The sequence below is a fragment of the Streptomyces sp. NPDC041814 genome (assembly GCF_055590565.1).
Genome location: NZ_JBVJAM010000014.1, coordinates 55,565 through 77,646 on the forward strand (window position 1 = coordinate 55,565; position 22,082 = coordinate 77,646).

Consider the following 22,082-nt stretch of genomic DNA (forward strand, 5'->3'; position numbering starts at 1 on the left):
AAGTGAGGCGGGCGGGGCCGCCCGGGCGCGGGGATCGCGACCGTGACAGTCGAGCCGAATGCGAGCATAGCTCATTGTTACCCCTACTCACAATGAACGAAGTCCTGATATTGTTCGGGGCATGGACTCCCCCGACCCCGACGGCATGCTCGCCGAACAGCTGCTGCGGCTGACGCGCAGGCTCCAGCGCATCCAGGGCCGTCAGCTGGAGCCGATGGGCATCACGCCGGCGCAGTTCCGGCTGCTGCGCACCGTCGCCCATTACGACGGACCGCCCCGGATGGCGGACCTCGCCCAGCGCCTCGACGTGGTCCCGCGCGCCGTGACGACGCTGGTCGACGCCCTGGAGGCGAGTGGCAGGGTGCGCCGCGTCCCCGATCCGGAGAGTCGTAGGGTGGTCCGGATCGAGATCACGGACGAGGGCATCGCCACGCTCCGCTCGCTGCGCGACGCGCGCCGGGCGGCCGCAGAGGAGATCCTGGCTCCATTGGCCGCCGACCAGCGCGAGGTGCTCGGCGGCCTGCTGACCACCCTGGTCAACGGAATGCCGGAGCGTCGCTGCTGACCGGTCACGGGACGCGGCGCCGAGCCGCCGGACCGCCGAACCGCCGAGGAGAACCACCATGCCGCTGCTGGAGCCGGACCCCGACACGCTGCGCCCCGCGGCGGTGCGCCCGCCCTCCCACGACCGCGTCCCCGACGCACGGGCGCAGGGCACCCCGGAGACGCTGCGCACCGAGCTCACCGCCCTGCTCGGCGCCGAGAAGGTGCTCTGGAAGGTCTCGGACCTGGTGAAGTACGCCTCGGACGCCAGCCCGTACCGCTTCGTGCCCCAAGTGGTCGTCGTCCCCGAGGACCTGGACGACATCTCGTCGATCCTGTCGTACGCGCACGGCAAGGGGCGCAACGTGGTCTTCCGCGCCGCCGGAACCAGCCTCAACGGCCAGGCCCAGGGCGAGGACATCCTGGTCGACGTCCGGCGGAACTGGGCGGGCATCGAGGTCCTGGACGACGGGGCCCGCGCCCGCATCCGCCCGGGGACAACGGTCGTACGCGCCAACGCGGCCCTCGCCCGGCACGGCAGGCTGCTGGGCCCGGACCCGGCCAGCGCCATCGCGTGCACGATCGGCGGAGTCGTCGCCAACAACGCCTCGGGCATGACCGCGGGCACCACCCGCAATTCGTACCGGACCGTCTCCTCGCTCACGTTCGTGCTGCCGAGCGGCACCGTCGTGGACACCGCCGACCCGGCCGCCGACGAGGAGCTGGCCCGGGCCGAACCCCGCCTGTGCGAGGGGCTGCTGGCGCTGAAGGCGGAGATCGAGGCGGACGCGGCGCTCACGGCCCGCATCCGCGCCAAGTACGAGATCAAGAACACCAACGGATACCGGCTGGACGCGTTCCTCGACGGATCGACCCCGGTGGAGATCCTGCGCGGCCTCATGGTCGGCTCCGAGGGGACGTTCGGCTTCATCTCCGAGGTCGTCTTCGACACCCTGCCGCTGGACCGCCGGATCTCCACGGCGCTGCTGTTCTTCCCCTCGCTGACCGCCGCGGCCGCCGCCGTCCCTCGGTTCAACGAGGCGGGGGCCATCGCCGTCGAGCTGATGGACGGCAACACCCTGCGCGCCTCGGTCAGCGTGCAGGGGGTCCCCGCCGACTGGGCGGGGCTGCCGAAGGAGACCACCGCGCTGCTGGTGGAGTTCCGCGCTCCCGACGAGGCGGGCCAGGAGGCTTACGAGCGGGCGGCGGCCGATGTGGTGCGCGGCCTGGAGCTGGTCAGGCCCGTCACCTCGGTGACCAACGAGTTCACCCGGGACGCCCGCACCATCTCCGGCTACTGGAAGGCCCGCAAGGCGTTCGTCACCGCGGTCGGGGGATCCCGCCCCTCGGGCACGACACTGATCACCGAGGACTTCGCTGTCCCGCCGTCCCGGCTGGCCGACGCCTGCGAGGCGCTGCTCGCGCTCCAGGCCGAGCACGGCTTCGACGCCGCCGTCGCCGGTCACGCCGCCCACGGCAACCTGCACTTCCTGCTGGCGTTCGACGCGGCCCGGCCGTCCGACGTCGACCGGTACGCCGCCTTCATGGCCGACTTCTGCCGGCTGACGGTCGAACGGTTCGACGGATCGCTCAAGGCGGAGCACGCCACGGGCCGCAACATCGCCCCCTTCCTCGAACTGGAATGGGGCCCGCAGGCCACCGAACTGATGTGGCGTACGAAGCAGGTCATCGACCCCGACGGCGTCCTGGCGCCGCGGATCGTCCTCGACCGCGACCCGAAGGCGCATCTGCGCGGGCTGAAGACCATCCCGAAGGTCGAGGCCATCGCCGACCCCTGCATCGAGTGCGGCTTCTGCGAACCGACCTGCCCCAGCCACGACCTGACGACCTCACCGCGCCAGCGGATCGTGCTGCGCCGCGAGATGATGCGCCAGGCCGACGGCTCGCCCGTCGAGACGGGCCTGGTCGACGCCTACGGCTACGACGCCGTGGACACCTGCGCCGGAGACTCCACCTGCAAGCTGGCCTGCCCCGTCGGCATCGACACGGGCGCCATGATGAAGAACTTCCGCCACCAGCGGCACTCCCCGCGTGAGGAGCGGATCGCCGCGCTCGCCGCCAAGCACTTCCGCACGGCGGAGACGGCGGCCCGGCTCGCGGTCGCCGCGGCGAGCCGGATCGACGACCGGCTGCTGCAAGGGGTCACCCGGCTCGCCCGCCGGGCGGTGAGCCCCGATCTGGTCCCCGAGTGGCTTTCGGAGATCCCCGGCGCCGCGTCCCGCAAACTGCCTCGTACGTCCAGGACGGGGGCGAGCGCGGTCTACTACCCGGCCTGCGTCAACCGCATCTTCGGCAGCCCGGACAGCCATCGCGGCCCGTCGCTGCCCCAGGCAGTGGTGGCCGTGTCGGCCCGGGCCGGGAAGCCCGTCTGGATCCCGGACGACGTCAACGGCACCTGCTGCGCCACCATCTGGCACTCCAAGGGCTACGACTCCGGAAACGCCGTGATGGCCAACCGGATCGTGGAAGCGGCCTGGGGCTGGACGGCCGGGGGGAAGCTGCCGCTGGTGGTCGACGCCTCGTCGTGCACGCTGGGGATCGCCCATGAGGTGGTCCCGTATCTCACCGAGGACAACCGGGCGCTGCACCGCGAGCTGAACGTGGTCGACTCCCTGGTCTGGGCTGCGGACGAGCTGCTGCCGGAGCTGACGGTGCTGCGGAAGTCCCGTTCGGCCGTGCTGCACCCGACCTGTTCCATGGAGCACCTGGACGATGTGGACCGGCTGCGCGCGGTCGCCGACGCCTGCGCGGACGAGGCCGTGATCCCCGACGACGCCGCGTGCTGCGGTTTCGCGGGCGACCGCGGGATGCTGCACCAGGAGCTGACGGCGTCCGCGACCGCCAAGGAGGCCGCCGAGGTGCGGTCCCGGGATTACGAGGCGTATCTCTCGGCCAACCGGATGTGCGAGATCGGCATGGACCGGGCGACGGGCCGCTCGTACCACTCCGCCCTGATGGAGCTGGAGTGGGCGACCCGCCCGGGCCCCGCCTGAGCGGCGCGGGTCAGGCGCGGAGGCTGGCCCGGTCGCCCATGACGACGACCGGGTGCTGCTTCGGGTCCAGGGTGCGCAGCAGCTTCTCCATGGCCTCCTTGGACACGCTCACGCAGGCCGAGGTGCCGCTGCCGTGGTCCATGTGCAGCCAGATGCTGCCGCCCTTGGTCTGGCCCTGCGGGCGCGTCGGGTCGTTGGGCGGGGTGCCCTTGACCCGGTTGTAGTCGATGGCGATGACGTAGTCGAAGTCGTGCCAGTGCGACTTGGCCCAGTAGCGCGGGGCCTGGATCGAGGCGGTCTGCGTGTACGGGAGGCGGGCGCCCGGGTCGGGCAGGACACCGGCCGCGTCGCTGAGCGTGTAGACGCCGACGGGGCTGCGCTTGTCGTCCTCGTGGTGGTCGGGCGTCCAGCCCTTCTTGCCGTTGTGGCCCTTCCAGGAGGCGGTCCTGTCCCAGGTGGAGCCGGACTTGGTGTAGAGCACGACGGTGGAGTCCGCCGAGTCCTTGCCCTCGCCGTAGACGGCGACGACCTGGCGGGAGTCGGCGGGGATCTGCGACTGGAACCGGTCACCCACATCGGGGATGCGCTTCAGGTCCTTGACGGGGGCCTTCGTGCTGCCCTTCCCGACCGCCGAACGCCCGGCGGCGGCGCCCTTCTTCGTGTCGTGCCCGTCACCGCAGGACGTCAGGGTCGTGAGCAGGACACCGCAGGCGGCCGCCGAGGCCGCCATCCGAACCACACCGGCTATACGCATCCGTCCATGCTCGCACCTGGCGATGTACGCCGCCGTCCACCCCCGGCGGCCCCGGAGAATGCGTGCCGAATCTTTACCCGCACCGCACCCGCGCCGCCTAAAACCGTTTGCCGCGATCCCGGCGAGAGGCAAGGCTTGCGCGGTCCGGTTCCCCCGCCTGCGCATCCCGCAGGCGAATCAGTGCTGCCCCGACGCGCCTGCGCGGCGCCTCGCGGGCCCAGTGTCTTCCGATCCTTTGGGATGTCATGCACATTCGCGATCTTCCATATGCGGACCCCGGCGATCCCGATGTCCGTTCAGGCCCCCGCTTCCTGCTGTGGCTGGGCCGCAACCAGATCCGCGGGCAGCTCAAGTCCTTGTTCTGGGGGCTGGTGCACCAGTGCTCGATCGCGGGATACCCGCTGACCGTGGGGCTCGCCGTCCAGGCGGTCGTGGACCGGTCCGGCGGCAGGCTCGCGCTGGCCGGTGCGCTGACCGCGCTCCTCGGCGTGCTGACCGCGGTGGGCGATGCGATGCTCCACCGGGCCGCCGTGACCAACTGGATCACCGCCGCCGCCCGGATCCAGCAGTTGCTGTCCCGCAAGACCGCCGAGCTGGGCTCGCTGCTGACGCGCCGGGTCGCGGCGGGCGAAGTGGTCGCGGTCTCCACCGGTGACGTGGAGAAGATCGGCTGGTTCGTGGAGGCGCTCTCACGGTTCCTGGCCGCCGCCACGGTCCTCGTCGTCATCAGCGTGGGGCTTGTCCTCTACCTCCCCTCGCTGGGCGTTCTCGTGGGGGTCGCCATGCCGTTCCTCGCTCTGTCCGTCCTGCCGTTGCTGCCGCGTGCCACGCGGCGCGCGGACGTGCAGCGCGAGAAGGGCGGCAGGGCCACCGAACTCGCCTCGGACACCGTGGCCGGGCTGCGCGTGCTGCGCGGCATCGGCGGCGAGGAGCTGTTCCTCGACCGCTACCGGCGCGCCTCGCAGGAGGTCCGCGAGGCGGCGGTGCACAGCGCCCGGATGTGGTCGCTCATCTCGGCGGTCCAGGTCCTGCTGCCCGGCGTCCTGCTGCTCGCCCTGGTCGTGCACGGAGCCTCGCTGGCCCGGGACGGCAGGATCGAGGTGGGCCAGCTCGTGACGGTGTACAGCGCGGCGACCCTGACCCTGTTCCCGCTGCGGCACTTCGAGGAGATCGCGATGGCGTACTCCTTCTCCCGCCCCTCCGCGCAGCGCGCCGTACGCGTGCTGTCGCTGAGCCGGAACACCCGGCCGGCCACCGTCGGCACCGTCCCCTCCGGCGACCTGTACGACCCGGTCACCGGACTGCTGGCGCAGGAGGGCCGGTTCACCGCGGTCGTCTGCGGCGACCCCGACGAGGCGGGGCGGCTGGCGGAACGGCTCGGCGGACACGCCCAGCCCGAGGCACCGGACACCGACGCCGCCGAGCCGCCCTCCGTCCTGCTGGGCGGGGTGCCGCTGGACGAACTGGAACCGGGCGCGGCACGCACCGCCGTACTCGTCCAGGACAAGGACCCGGTGCTGCTCTCGGGCACCCTGCGCGAACTCCTGGACGTGCCGTCGTCCGGGAAGGTGGAGGCCGCGGCCGCGCTGTCCGCCACGCAGTGCGACGACGTGCTGGCCGCGCTGGCGCAGGCGTCCCCCGAGCCGGACCGCGAGCCGCTGGACACCCGGATCACCGAACGCGGCCGGTCCCTGTCCGGCGGCCAGCGCCAGCGCCTCGCCCTGGCGCGGTCGCTGCTCACCGACCCGGACACCCTCGTCCTGGACGAGCCCACCTCTGCGGTCGACTCGCACACCGAGGCCCGTGTCGCGGCGGGCGTCAAGGCGCTGCGCGAGGACCGTACGACCGTCGTGTTCTCCTCGTCGCCCCTGCTCCTCGATCTGGCCGACCGGGTGGCGCTGGTGCACGGCGGCGCGGTGGTGGCGGTCGGCACGCACCGCGAGCTGATGCGCACCGAGGAGCGGTACCGGGCCGTCGTCACCCGCGAGAACGACGACGAGGCGGAGCCCCCGGCGACAGCGGAGCACGGTGAGCGCGCCGCCGCGCACCAGGAAGTCGAGGAACGGGCATGAAAGGACAGGCAATGACCGGCGTCGCCCCACCGGCCCACGTACCCCCCGCCTATGATCCGGCGGCCCCCGAGACCGCGACCACTCTGCCGGTCGGCCGGCCGGCGACCGTGCGGGCCTATGTCCTGGATCTGATGCGGCGCCACCGCAGGCCGTTCGCCGTGGTGACCCTGCTCAACACGTTCGCGGTGATCGCGTCCATCGTGGGCCCGTACCTGCTGGGCGGGCTGGTGGAGGACCTGTCCGACGGGGCCCGCGACCTGCACCTGGAGCGGACCGCGGCGGTGTTCGCGTGCGCGCTCGTGGTCCAGACGGCGGCCACCCGGATGATGCGGCTGCGCAGCGCCATGCTGGGCGAGGAGATGCTCGCCGACCTCCGCGAGGACTTCCTCGTCCGCTCGGTGCGGCTGCCCCCGGGCGTGCTGGAGCGGGCCGGTACGGGCGATCTGCTGTCCCGGATCACCACGGACATCGACCGGCTGGCCAACGCGATGCGCGAGGCCGTCCCACAGCTGACGATCGGCGTGGTGTGGGTGGGCCTGCTGGTCGCCGCCCTCACCGTCACCGCTCCCCCGCTGGCCCTCGCGGTCGTCGTGGCGCTGCCGGTGCTGCTCATCGGCTGCCGCTGGTACTTCCGCCGGGGCCCGGCGGCGTACCGCTCGGAGGCCGCCGGTTACGCGGCGGTCGCCGCGGCGCTGGCGGAGACCGTGGACGCGGGGCGGACCGTGGAGGCGCACCGGCTGGGGGCGCGCCGGGTCGCGCTGTCGGACCTGCGCGTCAAGCAGTGGACGGCGTGGGAGCGGTACACGCTGTTCCTGCGTACGGTGCTGTTCCCGGTCATCAACATCACGTACGCGACGATCCTCGGCGCGGTCCTGCTGCTGGGCGGATGGTTCGTCATCGAGGGGTGGATGACCGTCGGCCAGCTCACCACGGGTGCGCTGCTCGCGCAGATGATGGTGGACCCGATCGGTCTGATCCTGCGCTGGTACGACGAGTTGCAGGTGGCCCAGGTGTCGCTGGCGCGGCTGGTGGGTGTCCGGGAGATCGAGCCGGACGCGGGCGACGCCTCGGTGTCCCCGGACGGCCGGGACGTGCGCGCCGACCAGGTCCGCTTCGGGTACGTGGACGGCGTCGACGTGCTGCACCGCGTGTCGCTGGACGTCGCGCCGGGTACCCGGCTGGCGCTGGTCGGCCCGTCGGGTGCCGGCAAGTCGACGCTGGGCCGGCTGCTCGCGGGGATCTACGCGCCCCGGGACGGCGAGGTCACGCTGGGCGGTGCGCGGCTGGCGCGGATGGCGACGGAGCGGGTGCGGTCGCACGTGGCGCTGGTCAACCAGGAGCACCACGTGTTCGTCGGCTCGTTGCGGGACAACCTCCGGCTGGCCCGTACGGACGCCGAGGACGCGGAGCTGTGGGCGTCACTCGCCGCGGTGGACGCCGACGGCTGGGCGAGGGCGCTGGAGGACGGGCTCGACGCGGAGGTCGGTTCGGGGGGCCTGGTGATCACCCCGGCGCAGGCCCAGCAGATCGCGCTCGCCCGGCTGGTGCTGGCCGATCCGCACACGCTGGTCCTGGACGAGGCGACGTCGCTGCTCGACCCCCGGGCGGCACGCAACCTGGAGCGGTCGCTCGCCCAGGTGCTGGAGGGCCGCACGGTGGTGGCGATCGCGCACCGGCTGCACACCGCGCACGACGCGGACGTGATCGCCGTGGTCGAGCAGGGCCGGATCACGGAGCTGGGCAGCCACGACGAGCTGGTGGCGGCGGACGGGGCGTATGCGGCGCTCTGGCGCTCCTGGCACGGCTGACAGGGCGCCCGGGGGCCGGCCGGCCCCCGGGCGGCTCAGATGACGTTCATCGCGGCCGCCGCGCCCACACCGCCCAGGATCATGAAGACCGGCATCAGCACCTTGATCTCCACCCAGCTTCCGGCCCTGAAGCGCATGGCCTTGGGCGGGCCGATCGGGTACCAGCGCTTGCGGCCCACCGGGATCGGCCACAGGATCGGGCAGCCCGAGACGGTCAGCGCGTCGCCGATGTCGTGGACGAGAGCGCCCAGCACGATCGGCAGCCCGAGCCAGAGGTATTCCTGGCCGGGTTCGATGAACAGCCAGTCGGCGCCGTTGCCCGGCTTGTCGAGGATCCCTGCGAGGATCCAGGCGCTCGTCGCGCCGAGCAGCCACACCAGGACGTCGCTGGAGACGCGGGCGGCCCGCCAGAGCAGCCCTTCGACGGCGAGGACCAGGTGGACGAAGAGGATCGCGAGGACCCCCCAGCGCCCGCCGGTGTACGCGACGGCGGAGGCGCCCGCTCCGATCAGGACGGCCCAGACCCAGGTGTGGGTGAGGGTGCGGTGGCCGCCGTTGCGGTTGGAGTCGCCCCGCAGCCTGGTGGCCTTGTAGACGGCGTGCGAGAGCTTGTCGACGATCTCGCACACCCCGCGCGAGAGGGGTCCGAAGGCGCGCGAGATGGTCGCGGACTTGTGGTCGAGGTCGGGTGCGAGTGCGGCGCCCGCGCTGATCAGCGCCCCGACGACGAGCACGGGCCACGGCATGGTGTGGCCGGTGGCCGCTGCCGCGGCGCCCACCCCCAGCCAGGCCGCCGCCCCTGACAGAGAGTGTGCCGGTCCCATCATGACTGCCGAGCCCCCGTAGGTGTCGCCGAGTGCGCCCTGTGGTGGCCGGGCGCGGGATTCCGGCCACCGCCGTTGCGGCGTGGCCGAGTTGAGAGGGAAGCGTATCGTCCGTGATCTTCGGGCCGTCGTCCGGTTCCCTCATCGGGGCGGAAGACAGGCAAGATGGGGGCGTGACCCTTATCGATCAGCTCCCCCCGACCGACGATCCCGACGCTCTCTTCGAGGCTTTCTCGTCCTGGACCGAGACGCAGGGGATCACCCTCTACCCCGCTCAGGAGGAGGCGCTGATCGAGGTGGTCTCCGGGGCCAACGTGATCCTTTCCACGCCCACGGGGTCCGGGAAGAGCCTGGTCGCGGCGGGTGCGCACTTCACGGCGCTGGCCCAGGACAAGGTCACCTTCTACACCGCGCCGATCAAGGCGCTGGTCTCGGAGAAGTTCTTCGATCTGTGCAAGCTGTTCGGCACGGAGAACGTCGGCATGCTGACCGGGGACGCCTCGGTCAACGCCGACGCCCCGGTGATCTGCTGCACCGCCGAGGTGCTGGCCTCGATCGCGCTGCGTGACGGGAAGTACGCGGACATCGGCCAGGTCGTGATGGACGAGTTCCACTTCTACGCGGAGCCGGACCGGGGCTGGGCGTGGCAGATCCCCCTGCTCGAACTCCCGCAGGCGCAGTTCGTCCTGATGTCGGCGACGCTCGGCGATGTCCGGATGTTCGAGGAGGACCTGACGCGGCGCACCGGCCGCCCGACCTCGGTGGTCCGCTCGGCGACCCGTCCCGTACCGCTGAGTTACGAGTACCGGCTGACGCCGATCACCGAGACGCTCACGGAGCTGCTGGAAACCCGGCAGTCGCCGGTGTACATCGTGCACTTCACGCAGGCGGCCGCGGTGGAGCGGGCGCAGTCGCTGATGAGCATCAACATGTGCACCAAGGAGGAGAAGGAGAAGATCGCCGATCTCATCGGCAACTTCCGCTTCACCACCAAGTTCGGCCAGAACCTCTCCCGGTACGTGCGTCACGGGATCGGGGTGCACCACGCGGGTATGCTCCCGAAGTACCGCAGGCTCGTGGAGAAGCTGGCGCAGGCGGGTCTGCTGAAGGTGATCTGCGGTACGGACACGCTGGGCGTGGGTGTCAACGTGCCGATCCGCACGGTGCTGTTCACCGCGCTCACCAAGTACGACGGCACCCGGGTGCGGACGCTGCGGGCGCGGGAGTTCCACCAGATCGCCGGGCGGGCGGGCCGGGCGGGCTTCGACACGGCGGGCTTCGTCGTGGCCCAGGCCCCCGAGCACGTCATCGAGAACGAGAAGGCGGTCAAGAAGGCGGGGGACGACCCGAAGAAGAAGCGGAAGGTCGTCCGCAAGAAGGCCCCCGAGGGCTTCGTCGCCTGGTCGGAGACCACGTTCGACAAGCTGATCCAGTCCGATCCGGAGCCGCTGACCTCGCGTTTCCGGGTCACGCACACGATGCTGCTCTCGGTGATCGCCCGCCCGGGCAACGCCTTCGAGGCGATGCGGCATCTGCTGGAGGACAACCACGAGCCGCGCCGGGCGCAGCTGCGGCACATCCGCCGCGCCATCGCGATCTACCGTTCGCTGCTGGACGGCGGTGTGGTGGAGCAGCTGGACGAGCCGGACGCGGAGGGGCGCATCGTCCGGCTCACCGTGGACCTCCAGCAGGACTTCGCGCTGAACCAGCCGCTGTCCACGTTCGCGCTGGCCGCGTTCGAGCTGCTGGACCCGGACTCGCCGTCGTACGCGCTGGACATGGTCTCCGTGGTGGAGTCGACGCTGGACGATCCGCGCCAGATCCTGGCCGCGCAGCAGAACAAGGCGCGTGGTGAGGCGGTCGGGCAGATGAAGGCCGACGGCATCGAGTACGAGGAGCGGATGGAGCTGCTCCAGGAGGTGACGTACCCGAAGCCGCTGAGCGAGCTGCTGTGGCACGCGTACGACGTCTACCGGCGCAGCCACCCGTGGGTCGGCGATCATCCGGTGTCGCCGAAGTCGGTGATCCGTGACATGTACGAACGGGCCATGACGTTCACGGAGTTCACGTCGAACTACGAGCTGGCGCGCACCGAGGGCATCGTGCTGCGGTATCTGGCGAGCGCGTACAAGGCGTTGGAGCACACCATTCCGGACGACCTCAAGTCCGAGGACCTGGAGGATCTGATCGCCTGGCTGGGTGAGATGGTCCGGCAGGTCGACTCCAGTCTGCTGGACGAGTGGGAGCAGCTGGCCAATCCCGAGGTGGAGACCGCCGAGCAGGCGCAGGAGCGGGCGGACGAGGTCAAGCCGGTCACGGCGAACGCCCGCGCGTTCCGGGTGCTGGTGCGCAACGCGATGTTCCGCCGGGTGGAGCTGGCCGCGCTGGACCGGGTCCGCGACCTGGGCGAGCTGGACGTGGACGCGGGCTGGGACGAGGACGCGTGGGGCGAGGCGATGGACGCGTACTGGGACGAGTACGAGGAGCTGGGCACCGGCCCGGACGCGCGCGGCCCGAAGCTGCTGAAGATCGAGGAGGACGCGGCGCACGGTGTGTGGCGGGTCCGTCAGACGTTCGCCGACCCGAACGGCGACCATGACTGGGGCATCAGCGCGGAGGTGGACCTCGCCGCGTCGGACGAGGAGGGCCGGGCGGTCGTGCGGGTCACGTCCGTGGGCCAGTTGTGAGAGTGGAGAAGAGCGGTATGACGAACCCCGCCGAGCGCCTGGTCGACCTGCTCGACCTGGAGCGGATCGAGGTCAACATCTTCCGGGGCCGGAGCCCCGAGGAGTCCCTGCAACGGGTCTTCGGCGGCCAGGTCGCGGGCCAGGCGCTGGTGGCGGCGGGCCGCACCACGGACGGGGACCGGCCGGTGCACTCGCTGCACGCCTACTTCCTTCGGCCGGGCCGTCCCGGGGTGCCGATCGTGTACGACGTGGAGCGCGTCCGGGACGGCAGGTCGTTCACCACCCGGCGGGTGACGGCCGTCCAGCAGGGCCGGACGATCTTCAACCTGACCGCGTCGTTCCACCGCCCGGAGGAGGCGGGCTTCGAGCACCAGCTGCCGCCCGCCCGGGTGGTGCCGGACCCTGAGGAGCTGCCGACGGTCGCCGAGGAGGTGCGCGAGCACCTGGGCGGCCTGCCGGAGGCCCTGGAGCGGATGGCGCGGCGCCAGCCTTTCGACATCCGTTACGTGGACCGGCTGCGCTGGACGCGCGAGGAGATCAAGGACGCGGACCCGCGCAGCGCGGTGTGGATGCGCGCGGTGGGGCCGCTGGGCGACGATCCGCTGGTGCACACCTGCGCGTTGACCTACGCGAGCGACATGACGCTCCTGGACGCGGTCCGCATCCCGGTGGAGCCGCTGTGGGGTCCGCGCGGCTTCGACATGGCGTCGCTGGATCACGCGATGTGGTTCCACCGGCCGTTCCGGGCGGACGAGTGGTTCCTGTACGACCAGGAGTCGCCGGTGGCGACGGGCGGTCGGGGTCTGGCGCGCGGCCGGATCTACGACCGGGCGGGGAACCTGCTGGTGTCGGTGGTGCAGGAGGGCCTGTTCCGGCGGCTGGGCGCCGCACCGTCCTCGTAATCCGGCAAGACGGTAGGGCTACTGTTCGACTTCCCGATCATCACAACGGAGGAGCGCGCACGTGGCCACCGTCCTGAAAGTGAGTCCCGTCGCGACGGGGAGGAAGCCGCGCAAGGGCGCGCCGGCTCCCCCTCCCGTCTCACCCTTCAGCCATGTCGTCAAGGTCACGGACGTGCCGGGCGGGGAGTCGCGGGTGCTGGCCCACCTGGAGCGGGAGCTGCCGCCGGGCGGCATACCCGCGTACCTCGCCGCCCGCAAGGAGGGCACCCGCTCCTTCGTGCTGTGGGCCGACCCGGAGCGCCGCGCCCGGCTGGCGACGGTCGTCACCGCGTCGGCCGGTGACGGGGTCTCGGCGTACCAGGTACTGGGTGGTTACGGGGAAGTGCTGGGCACCGTCGTCCGCGAGAAGGCGTGCTCGGGCAAGGGCCTGCGCACCCGCTGGACGGTCACCCAGAGCGGCTGCCCCGAGGCCGTCGGCCTCAAGGGCCGGATCTTCTGGTGGTACGTGTGGTGGCTGCTGTTCCCGCTGTGGCTGGCGATCGGCGTGGGCAGCCTGGTGAATGGAGGCGGCGATGTGCCGCGCGGGCCCCGGCGCATCCGCTGGCGGGCGGCCGGTGAGACCCCGTTCGAGTTCCACGCCGACGGCGAGGTCGTCGTGCACGCGCAGTGGACCGACCAGCGGCTGGCGGCGGCGCTGACGGCGCTGGTCACCTCCTTCGACAGCTGGCTGGGCATGCCCTGGGACGACAAGCGGGAGTAGGGGCCGGTCACCTCCGGTACTGCTGCGCCACCGCCTCGAAGGCGGCCTTGGGCTCCCACTCCATGTCGGGGTAGGTCCGCCCCCGGCGCCCTTCGAGGAGCTTGACGATGCCCAGCCCCGCCCGGTCCAGGTCGTCCCTGGGGTCGCCGTCCGGGCGGTGCGGGTAGCCGGGCAGGGCGAACAGGAAGACGAACGCGCTGTCCACGCCCTCGGTCTCGAAGACCTCCAGGAGTTCGCTCAGGTACGCGGCCTGACCGGCCTCGTCGCGCTCGTGGACGCCGTTCAGCCGAACGGGATCCTTGGTCAGCGGGTCGTGCTCGACCACCTCCAGGACCCGGCCGCCGCGGTCCCCCGCGCCCCGGTAGGCCGCGGTGCCGAAGCCGGTGACGGCGAGCGGCTTCGGGCCCCGGGCCAGGGTGCGGACCGCGTCGCGGAACCGGTCGGCGATCTCGGCGGAGCGGATCAGCTCGTACGTCACGAAGTCGAAGGGCGCCCAGTCCACCTGCTCGAACTGGATGGCCGCGTAGGTGAGGGGGCCCTGGTAGCAGGCGCGGACGGCGGCCACGGCGTCGCGGAGGAACGCGTTGAAGCGGACGCCCAGTCCGCGGATCGCCGCGGCCCGGAGTTCGGGGCGGCTCATCAGCTGCCCGACCCGTTCCTCGGGGCTTTCCCCGGGCAGGAACCCCCGGTTCATCACGCTCAGCTCGACTCCCGCGACGAACACGACAGCGGCGCCCTTGCGCCGGAGCCGTTCCGCCCGTGCGGCGCAGTCGCGGAAGAGCGCGAGGATCTGCTCCGCCTCCAGCTCCAGCGGATAGGGCGAGAACCAGACCTCCAGCCCGAGTTCCGCAGCGGCGGTCGCGGCCTGTTCCAGCCGGTCCGGGTCGCCGCCGATGATCTGGACCGCGTCGCAGTGCAGGTCGTCGCGGATGATCGCGAGCTCGCGCCGGACCACCGCGAGGTCGAGGTGTTCGCGGGACGTGCGGCCGTTCAGCACGAATCCGGTGTCGTAGGTCATTCCTCTGGCACGCATGGCGGCGTCCTCTCCGTCGGTCCGTTCGGGTCGGGCCGAGGCTGACAGGAAAAGTGCGTGCGCGCAAGTTTGCGGGCACGCAGTCTCTGTGGAACGCTGGCGGCGTGACGACATCACCGGGGCTGCGGGAACGCAAGAAGCAGGCCACCCGCGAGGCGCTGCGCGAGGCCGCGCTGCGCCTGGCCATCGAACACGGGCCGGACCGGGTGCGGGTCGAGGAGATCGCCGAGGCGGCCGGCGTCTCGCCGCGCACCTACAACAACTACTTCGCCAGCCGCGAGCAGGCCATCGTCGCCGCCGTCACCGCCGACCGGGAGGCGCGCGTGGGGGCGGCCGTCGCGGCCCGGCCCCCGGATGTCCGCCTGGCCGACGCCGTCAGCGACGCGGTGGTCGAGCAGTACACGGACCCCGGCGCGCACGGCCAGGAGGCGCTGCTGCTCGTCACGACCCGGCCCGCGCTGCGCGACGCCTACCTCGACGCCACCGCGGGCATCGAGCCGCCGCTCGCGACGGCCGTCGCCGCGCGCCTGGGCGACACTTCGGCACCGACCGCCCGCGTCCTCGCGGCGAGCACGGCCGCCGCGGTCCGCATCGCGCTGGAAGGCTGGATCCAGCCGGCCGGGACCGCCGCCGCGGGTACCGGAGGGCTGGTCGTGCCCGCCGGTTCACTGCCGGACCGGCTCCGTGCGGCGCTGGCCCCGCTCGCGCCCGCGTTCGACGCCGCCGAAGGAAGCATCCGGCCCTGAGACCGGCCCCCCGCGTGCCGCCCCGCCTCGGTAGTCCGTCCGGGCGATCCGGGCCGCCAAGTGCACCCCTCGGCGCGAGCCCTCGCGTCCGGGCCGGGCGGCGGCACGGAAGGTGGTCGCGCGCGCTGCTGTGCGGGTCGCGTCCGGCGCCCGGAGGCGCGCCGGAGGAGGCGGGCCGATGTCGGCGGATCAGGTGTACGTGGGACTCGGGCTGATCGTGGTCCTCGCGGTCGGGTCGCAGTTGCTGGCGAGCCGGTTGCGGGTGCCCGCGCTGCTCGTACTGCTGCCGGCCGGGTTCACCGCCGGGGCGCTCACCGACGACATCGATCCGCAGCGGCTGCTCGGGAGCTCCTTCTCGCCGCTGGTGTCGCTGGCGGTGGCGGTGATCCTCTACGACGCCGGGCTCGGGCTGGACCTGAGGCGGCTGAAGGGGCACAACCGGCGGGTGGTGATCCGGCTGCTGTGGCTGGGGGCGCTCCTGACGGTGGTGTCCGCCGCGCTGTTCGCCGTACCGGTGCTCGACATGTCGGCCGATGCGGCGGTCATGCTGGCGGCGATCCTCGTGGTGTCAGGCCCGACGGTCGTGGGGCCGCTGCTCGCCTTCGTACGGCCCACCGAGCGGTTGCAGCGGATCCTCGTCTGGGAGGGGGCGCTGATCGACCCGGTCGGCGGCATTCTGGGTGCGCTGGTGTTCCACGGGGTCCTCGCGGGGAGCAGGCCCGGGTTCGGCAGCGGAATCGGGCACTTCCTGGCCAGCGCGGCGCTGGGCGTGGGGGCGGGCGCGGCCGGCGCCGGCGTGCTGTGGCTGGTGCTGGGGCGGGTGCGGCTCAGCGAGGAGCTGGCGACAACGGTGCAACTGGCCGCCGTGATCGGCGTGGCCGCCGCCTGTGACGCGCTGCGCGACGACACGGGGCTGATCTCCGCCGTGGTCATGGGGATGGCCATGGCCAACCTGCCGGGGCTCGACCTGCCCACACGCCGGCCGTTCTTCGAGACGCTGGTCTCCCTGATCATCGGGCTGCTGTTCGTCTCCATCTCCGCGACGGTCACCCCGGACTCGCTGCGGCACGTGGTGCTGCCCGCGCTCGCGCTGACCGCCCTGCTCGTGCTGGTGATCCGGCCGCTCATCGCCCACCTCGCGGCGGCCGGCACCGATGTGCCGGTCCGGGAGCGATGGTTCATCGGCTGGATGGCGCCCCGGGGCATCGTCGCCGCGGCCACCGCCTCCACGTTCTCGGCCGAGCTCGCCGCGCACCACGTCGCCGGTGCCGAACGCATCCTGCCCGCGACCTTCGTGGTGATCGTCGCGACGGTCATGCTCTACGGCCTGACGGCGTTCCCGGTGGCGCGGCGGCTCGGGGTGCTGCGGCCGGCCCGGTCCCGGCCGCTGCTGGTGGGCGGGGCGCCGTGGGCGGTCGACCTGGCGCGCGCCCTGAGCACGGCGGGGCTCGATGTGCTGATGTGGGCGGGCGCGGACGAGGAACGGGCGCGGATCGAGGCGGCCGGGCTGGACCTGGCGCCCGGCGAGCTGATGGCCTCGGCGGAGGGGTTCGGCGCGGTCCTCGAAGGGATCACCGATGTGCTGCTGCTCACCGGTGAGGACGACTTCAACGCACTGGCCTCGCTCACGCTCCGCGAGCGCGTCGAGGGGGCGGTGCACCGCCTCGCGCCGTCCGCCGCGAGCGAGGGTGTGGTGGCCCCGTACGCCGGGGGCGAGCCGCTGTTCGGCGCGGGCCTCACCCGGCCCGAGATCGTCCGGAGGTACGAGGCCGGGGCGCGGGTGGTGACGCGGGCGGCGGACGGGCCGCTGACATCCGGGGAGCATCTGCTGTTCGTGGTGCGGCCGGAGGGCCTGCTCGCCCCGGCCACACGGAGCGGTCGCCCGGAGCCGGCTCCGGGCGACGCGCTCGTACTGCTGCGGGAGCCGTGAGGCTCCGTCAGGCTTTCGCTCGGTCCGGGCCCGCGCAGAGCGCCCAGATGATGAAGACGTCGATGGCGATGAGCACGATGGACCACAGCGGATAGTGCGGCAGCCAGGCGAAGTTGGCCAGTGCGCCGAGCCCGGCGAGGACGACGCCCACTGCCCGCGCCCAGAAGGCTCCGGTGAACAGCGCGCAGCCGGCGAGGACGATCACGATTCCGAGGATGAGGTGGATCCAGCCCCAGCCCGTGAGGTTGAACTGGAAGACATAGTTGCGCGTGGCGACGAACACGTCGTCCTTGGCGATGGCCGCGATGCCCTGGAAGATCGCCATGGCACCACCGAAGATCATCAGGACGGCGGCGAACGCGGTCCAGCCCGTACGGGCGGGGTGGTGTGATCCGTTGGTGCCGTGTGAAGCCGCCGGCGCGCTGCCGGTGTTGGCCATGTCGGGCCTCCTTTGCTGGCACGGTCGCCCGGCGCGGACCACTCCGAACCGGACGTTCCGCTTCCAGAGTGTCACGGGAACGCGTGCCCGGCAGTCCGGCGGGCAGGAGCTGCCGGACACCGCCCGCTTAGGATCGCGTCGCAGCCGGTCCGCGCGGGGATGCGCCCGGCGTTCCGTGGAAGGACCTGCCCCCATGACCGAAATCGTCCCGGTGTCCGGCCCCGAGCTGGTCACCTACGCCGACGAGCTGGCCGCCCTGCTGGTGGAGACCGTCGAGAGCGGCTCGTCCGTCGGCTTCCTCGCGCCCCTGGAGCGGGGCGCCGCCGCCGAGTGGTGGCGCGCCCGGGCCGCGTCCGTGGACGCGGACGGGCTCCGGGTGTGGATCGCCCGGGACGGCGAACGCGTCGCGGGCACCATCGGCCTGGTGCGGGCGCCGCTGCCCAACGCCCGCCACCGCGCGGAGGTGACGAAGCTGATGGTCCGCCCCTCGGCGCGCGGACGCGGGCTCGGCCGTGAGCTGCTGGCCGCGGCCGAGCGCGCGGCGGCCGACGACGGCGTCACGCTGCTGGTCCTGGACACCGAGAGCGGCAGCCCGGCGGAGCGGCTGTACCGCGCGGCGGGGTGGACGGAGTGCGGTTCCGTTCCGGACTACGCGGCCGGCCCCGACGGGGTCCTGAAGCCGACGACCTTCTACTACAAGGCGGTCGGCCGCGTCACGGACACACCCGTGGGGTGAGAATGGCCCGGGTAGACACCGACGAGGAGAGATCCATGACGCTGTACGACATTCCGCTGCGCACCCTCACCGGCGAGCCGACGTCGCTGGGCGACTACCGCGGCCGGGCGGTGCTGCTGGTGAACGTGGCATCGAAGTGCGGGCTGACCCCGCAGTACGCGGGCCTGGAGCGGCTTCAGAAGGAGTACGGGGACCGGGGCCTCACCGTGCTCGGTGTGCCGTGCAACCAGTTCGGCGGACAGGAGCCGGGGACCGCCGAGGAGATCGAGACGTTCTGCTCGACCACGTACGGGGTGAGCTTCCCGCTGCTGGAGAAGACCGAGGTGAACGGTGCGAACCGGCACCCGCTGTACGCGGAGCTGACCCGGCTCGCGGACGCCGGGGGCGAGGCCGGGGACGTCCAGTGGAACTTCGAGAAGTTCCTGATCTCACCGGCGGGCGAGCCGGTCGCCCGCATCCGCCCCCGCACGGAGCCGGACGCGCCCGAGCTGGTGACGGCGATCGAGGCGCTGCTGCCGGCGTAGGACCCCGGCTCAGGCGCGACTGAGCAGCACGGAGCCCTTGGGGTAGGTGGCATCGCCGCCCACGTTCGCCACCTGGATGAGGACGGGGGTGCCCTCCTTGATGTTGCCGGTCTTCCAGGGCGTGCAGTACGGGGAGGTGTGGCCGCGGGTGGTGGCCGTGCGGTCCCAGGTGCCGTCCCGGCCGATGTCCATCTTCACCTCGATGCTCCAGCCGTCGGCGGAGGTGTCGCAGGCGCGGATGGAGTCGCCGGGGGCGGCGCCGTACGGGTCGGCGTTCCACTCCCCGTAGCCGCCGAAGACCGCGTCGACCGTCCGGGGCTCGGCGTGCGCCGTCGTCTGCACGGTGACCACGAGCCCGAAGGCCGCCGCCGCGGTCACCGCGATCCGTCCCGCACCGGACCTCGCCATGCCGTGCTCCCTCCATCACCCGGTCACGATCTCCACCGGGAATCTACAGGTACATGGCAGGTGCACACCATCGTGAGCACACCACGGCAGCGGCCCCCACCCCCGGTGTGTGCCGGGGGGCGGGGGCCGCTGCCGCCGCGAGCGCGGTCAGCGGATGGGCATGCCCGACAGGGTGCGGGCGATGACCAGGCGCTGGATCTCGCTGGTGCCCTCGAAGATCGTGTAGATCGCGGCGTCCCGGTGCATGCGCTCCACCGGGTACTCGCGCGTGAAGCCGTTGCCGCCGAGGATCTGGACGGCCTGGGCGGTGACCTTCTTGGCCGTCTCGCTCGCGTACAGCTTGGACATGGAGCCCTCGGCCGACTCGAACGGCTTGCCGGTGGTGGCCATCCAGGAAGCACGCCAGACCAGCAGCCGGGCCGCGTCGATCCGGGTCCGCATGTCGGCGAGCTGGAAGGCGACGCCCTGGTTGTCGATGATCGGGCGGCCGAACTGGGTCCGCGTCTTCGCGTAGTCGAGCGCCACCTCGTACGCGGCCCTGGCGGTGCCGACCGCCATCGCGCCGACGGCGGGACGGGACGCCTCGAAGGTGGCCATCGCGGCGTTCTTCACGCGCTCGCCACCGGTGGCGGCGCGCTCGCGGGCGCGGGCGAGGCGCTGGTCCAGCTTCTCCTTGCCGCCGAGCAGGCAGTGCCCGGGGACGCGCACGTCCTCCAGGACGACCTCGGCGGTGTGCGAGGCGCGGATGCCGTGCTTCTTGAACTTCTGGCCCTGGGAGAGGCCGGGGGTGTCCGGCGGCACGATGAAGGAGGCGTGCCCCTTGGAGCCGAGCTCGGGGTCGACCACGGCGACCACCACGTGGACGTTGGCGATGCCGCCGTTGGTCGCCCAGGTCTTGGTGCCGTTGAGCACCCACTCGTCCTTGGCCTGGTCGTAGACCGCGCGGGTGCGCATCGAGGCGACGTCGGAACCGGCGTCGGGCTCGGACGAGCAGAAGGCCGCGACCTTCACGTCGTCGGCGTCCCCGTACATCTGCGGGATCCAGGTGCCGATCTGCTCCTCGGTGCCGTTGGCGAGGACGCCGACGGCCGCCAGACCCGTACCGACGATCGACAGGGCGATGCCGGCGTCGCCCCAGAACAGCTCCTCCATGGCCATCGGGATGCCGAGCCCCGTAGGATCGAAGAACTGCTGGGCGTAGAAGTCGAGGGAGTAGATCCCGACCTTGGCCGCCTCCTGGATGACGGGCCAGGGCGTCTCCTCACGCTCGTCCCACTCCGAAGCGGCCGGACGGATCACGTCCGCGGCGAAGCCGTGGAGCCAGTCACGGACCTGCTTCTGGTCATCGTTGAGCTCAAGCGTGAACTCGGCCATGTTCCCCTCCACGTGCTGCCGTCGAAACGCTTCGTTACTTGCGGTAACAACAGTCTGTTACTGGCAAGTAGCCTCTGTCAACCACATGAGACGCCATCCGCACCCCGCCGGACGGGGTGTTACGTTGCGCAGGCACGACGGACAGGCACGGTCAGGGGTGGGAGAGACGACATGGAGACCACACGACAGGCCGAGCGCCAGCGGACCACGGCCCAGCGCCGCCGCCGGGAGCTGCTCGACGCCGCCGACCGCGTGGTGCTCAGGGACGGCCCGGGGGCCTCGATGAACGCCATCGCGGCGGAGGCCGGCATTACGAAGCCGATCCTCTACCGGCATTTCGGCGACAAGGGCGGGCTCTACCGGGCCCTCGCCAAGCGGCACACCGACGCACTCCTGAGCGCCCTGCGCGCCGCGCTCGACGCCCCGGCGGAGCGGCGCGCCCGGGTCGAGTCGACGCTCGACACCTACCTCGCGGCGATCGAGGCCCGCCCGCAGGTGTACCGCTTCCTGATGCACCCGTCCGACGACGCGACCCCCTCCCCCGAGCAGGGTTTCGACGTGGGCCGGCACTCGGCGCCGCTGCTGCGCCGCCTGGGCGAGGAATTGGCCATGGTGATCGCGGAACGGGTGGACCTCGGCCCGGACAGCGAGGCGATGGCCCGGATCTGGGGCCACGGCATCGTCGGCATGATGCACGCGGCCGGTGACTGGTGGCTGGGCGAACGCCCCTGCTCGCGCGAGCAGTTGGTCCACAGCCTCGCCGACCTCCTCTGGGGCAGGCTGGCCGCGGCGGGCGACCGCGCGGACGGGCCCGGCTTCTGACGGACCGCCGGCCGGTCAGCCGTTACGCGCCCACGGAGCCCGGCGGGCGGCGCGCAGCACCCGGGCCCGGCGCAGCCCGGTCAGCCGGTCGGTGTAGACCCGGCCCTCCAGGTGGTCGCACTCGTGCTGGAGGCAGCGGGCGAAGAACCCGGTGCCGGCGATCCGGACCGGCTCACCGGTCATCGTGACGCCCTCGACCACCGCGTGGTCGAAGCGCGGGGTGCCGGCCTCCAGACCGGGGAGCGAGAGGCAGCCCTCGGAGCCGCGCACCGTGACCCCGTCCGCCTCCACCAGAACCGGGTTCACCACGTGCCCGAGGTGGCGCACGTCCTCGTCGTCCGGGCAGTCGAAGACGAACACCCGCGACGGCACGCCGATCTGGTTGGCGGCGAGCCCGACGCCCCGCGCCTCGTACATCGTGGCGAACATGTCCTCGACGAGCCGGGCGAGCGAGGGGCCGAACTCCGTGACCGGCTCGCACGGCGCGTGCAGGACGGGGTCGCCGAGCAGGCTCATGGTGCGGACGATTCCGGAGCTGCCGGGGATCGGACGGTTGCGCATGGCGGTCATCGTACGTTCCACGGGGCGCGCGCCGCGGCGCGCGTCCACCCCTGGTCAACGCCCCGGCCCGGGTCACCCATCCCAGGCCGAGTTCACATACGCAACCCATGAACACATGCATGACCATTGACGTGCCCATGGCGTC

At 72.2% G+C, this 22,082-nt stretch carries 19 protein-coding genes; 12 read left to right on the plus strand and 7 right to left on the minus strand.

Annotated features, from left to right (window positions below; all coding sequences use genetic code 11):
* The first annotated feature begins 121 nt into the window (after window positions 1–121).
* A complete protein-coding gene (locus ACZ6C6_RS29285; RefSeq protein WP_469206984.1) occupies window positions 122–565 on the plus strand; it encodes a MarR family winged helix-turn-helix transcriptional regulator in 444 nt (147 codons plus the stop codon).
* 58 nt (window positions 566–623) lie between these two features.
* The gene (locus ACZ6C6_RS29290) at window positions 624–3,557 is read left to right on the plus strand and encodes an FAD-binding and (Fe-S)-binding domain-containing protein (protein ID WP_469206986.1); all 2,934 of its coding nucleotides are present in this window, start codon (window positions 624–626) and stop codon (window positions 3,555–3,557) included.
* 10 nt (window positions 3,558–3,567) lie between these two features.
* On the opposite strand, the gene ACZ6C6_RS29295 is transcribed toward ACZ6C6_RS29290, so the two are convergent.
* On the minus strand, window positions 3,568–4,287 hold the full coding sequence (locus ACZ6C6_RS29295; RefSeq protein ID WP_469207247.1) for a L,D-transpeptidase family protein: 720 nt from the start codon (window positions 4,285–4,287) through the stop codon (window positions 3,568–3,570).
* 269 nt (window positions 4,288–4,556) lie between these two features.
* Between ACZ6C6_RS29295 and ACZ6C6_RS29300 the strand changes: the two genes are divergently transcribed.
* Entirely contained in the window at window positions 4,557–6,383 is a 1,827-nt protein-coding gene (locus ACZ6C6_RS29300) for an ABC transporter transmembrane domain-containing protein (protein WP_469206988.1), read from the plus strand.
* Window positions 6,384–6,394: 11 nt separating this feature from the next.
* The gene (locus ACZ6C6_RS29305; protein ID WP_469207249.1) at window positions 6,395–8,191 is read left to right on the plus strand and encodes an ABC transporter ATP-binding protein; all 1,797 of its coding nucleotides are present in this window, start codon (window positions 6,395–6,397) and stop codon (window positions 8,189–8,191) included.
* Between the two features lie 35 nt (window positions 8,192–8,226).
* On the opposite strand, the gene ACZ6C6_RS29310 is transcribed toward ACZ6C6_RS29305, so the two are convergent.
* Window positions 8,227–9,018, minus strand: coding sequence for a metal-dependent hydrolase (locus ACZ6C6_RS29310; protein WP_469206990.1), 792 nt, complete (start codon window positions 9,016–9,018; stop codon window positions 8,227–8,229).
* A 170-nt stretch (window positions 9,019–9,188) separates the two neighbouring features.
* On the opposite strand from ACZ6C6_RS29310, the gene ACZ6C6_RS29315 reads away from it, so the two are divergent.
* From ACZ6C6_RS29315 to ACZ6C6_RS29325, 3 genes are all read left to right on the plus strand, one after another.
* Window positions 9,189–11,702: a DEAD/DEAH box helicase gene (locus ACZ6C6_RS29315; protein WP_469206992.1), complete on the plus strand. Its 2,514-nt coding sequence runs from the start codon at window positions 9,189–9,191 to the stop codon at window positions 11,700–11,702.
* 17 nt (window positions 11,703–11,719) lie between these two features.
* Window positions 11,720–12,604, plus strand: a complete 885-nt coding sequence (locus ACZ6C6_RS29320; RefSeq protein ID WP_469206994.1) for an acyl-CoA thioesterase — start codon at window positions 11,720–11,722, stop codon at window positions 12,602–12,604.
* Between the two features lie 61 nt (window positions 12,605–12,665).
* Complete coding sequence (locus tag ACZ6C6_RS29325; protein ID WP_469206996.1) at window positions 12,666–13,364, plus strand: hypothetical protein; 699 nt, start codon at window positions 12,666–12,668, stop codon at window positions 13,362–13,364.
* Window positions 13,365–13,371: 7 nt separating this feature from the next.
* On the opposite strand, the gene ACZ6C6_RS29330 is transcribed toward ACZ6C6_RS29325, so the two are convergent.
* Window positions 13,372–14,382 carry a hypothetical protein gene (locus tag ACZ6C6_RS29330; RefSeq protein WP_469207251.1) on the minus strand — a complete coding sequence of 337 codons (1,011 nt, stop codon included), beginning with the start codon at window positions 14,380–14,382 and terminating at the stop codon, window positions 13,372–13,374.
* Window positions 14,383–14,501: 119 nt separating this feature from the next.
* On the opposite strand from ACZ6C6_RS29330, the gene ACZ6C6_RS29335 reads away from it, so the two are divergent.
* The gene (locus ACZ6C6_RS29335; protein WP_469206998.1) at window positions 14,502–15,143 is read left to right on the plus strand and encodes a TetR/AcrR family transcriptional regulator; all 642 of its coding nucleotides are present in this window, start codon (window positions 14,502–14,504) and stop codon (window positions 15,141–15,143) included.
* Window positions 15,144–15,321: 178 nt separating this feature from the next.
* Window positions 15,322–17,073 (plus strand): cation:proton antiporter, encoded by a 1,752-nt coding sequence (locus tag ACZ6C6_RS29340; RefSeq protein WP_469207000.1) that lies wholly within the window; start codon window positions 15,322–15,324, stop codon window positions 17,071–17,073.
* 7 nt (window positions 17,074–17,080) lie between these two features.
* Here ACZ6C6_RS29340 and ACZ6C6_RS29345 read toward each other — a convergent pair whose 3' ends face one another.
* Entirely contained in the window at window positions 17,081–17,512 is a 432-nt protein-coding gene (locus ACZ6C6_RS29345; RefSeq protein WP_469207001.1) for a DUF7144 family membrane protein, read from the minus strand.
* Window positions 17,513–17,705: 193 nt separating this feature from the next.
* Here ACZ6C6_RS29345 and ACZ6C6_RS29350 point away from each other — a divergent pair, with 193 nt between their 5' ends.
* The gene (locus ACZ6C6_RS29350) at window positions 17,706–18,248 is read left to right on the plus strand and encodes a GNAT family N-acetyltransferase (protein ID WP_469207003.1); all 543 of its coding nucleotides are present in this window, start codon (window positions 17,706–17,708) and stop codon (window positions 18,246–18,248) included.
* A gap of 35 nt (window positions 18,249–18,283) precedes the next feature.
* Entirely contained in the window at window positions 18,284–18,772 is a 489-nt protein-coding gene (locus ACZ6C6_RS29355; RefSeq protein WP_469207005.1) for a glutathione peroxidase, read from the plus strand.
* Between the two features lie 9 nt (window positions 18,773–18,781).
* On the opposite strand, the gene ACZ6C6_RS29360 is transcribed toward ACZ6C6_RS29355, so the two are convergent.
* Window positions 18,782–19,180 carry a hypothetical protein gene (locus ACZ6C6_RS29360; protein ID WP_469207007.1) on the minus strand — a complete coding sequence of 133 codons (399 nt, stop codon included), beginning with the start codon at window positions 19,178–19,180 and terminating at the stop codon, window positions 18,782–18,784.
* A gap of 147 nt (window positions 19,181–19,327) precedes the next feature.
* Entirely contained in the window at window positions 19,328–20,554 is a 1,227-nt protein-coding gene (locus ACZ6C6_RS29365; protein ID WP_328899050.1) for an acyl-CoA dehydrogenase family protein, read from the minus strand.
* Between the two features lie 171 nt (window positions 20,555–20,725).
* Here ACZ6C6_RS29365 and ACZ6C6_RS29370 point away from each other — a divergent pair, with 171 nt between their 5' ends.
* Window positions 20,726–21,376, plus strand: coding sequence for a TetR/AcrR family transcriptional regulator (locus tag ACZ6C6_RS29370; protein WP_469207009.1), 651 nt, complete (start codon window positions 20,726–20,728; stop codon window positions 21,374–21,376).
* 15 nt (window positions 21,377–21,391) lie between these two features.
* On the opposite strand, the gene def is transcribed toward ACZ6C6_RS29370, so the two are convergent.
* Window positions 21,392–21,937 (minus strand): peptide deformylase, encoded by a 546-nt coding sequence (gene def / locus ACZ6C6_RS29375; protein ID WP_469207011.1) that lies wholly within the window; start codon window positions 21,935–21,937, stop codon window positions 21,392–21,394.
* Window positions 21,938–22,082: the final 145 nt, after the last annotated feature.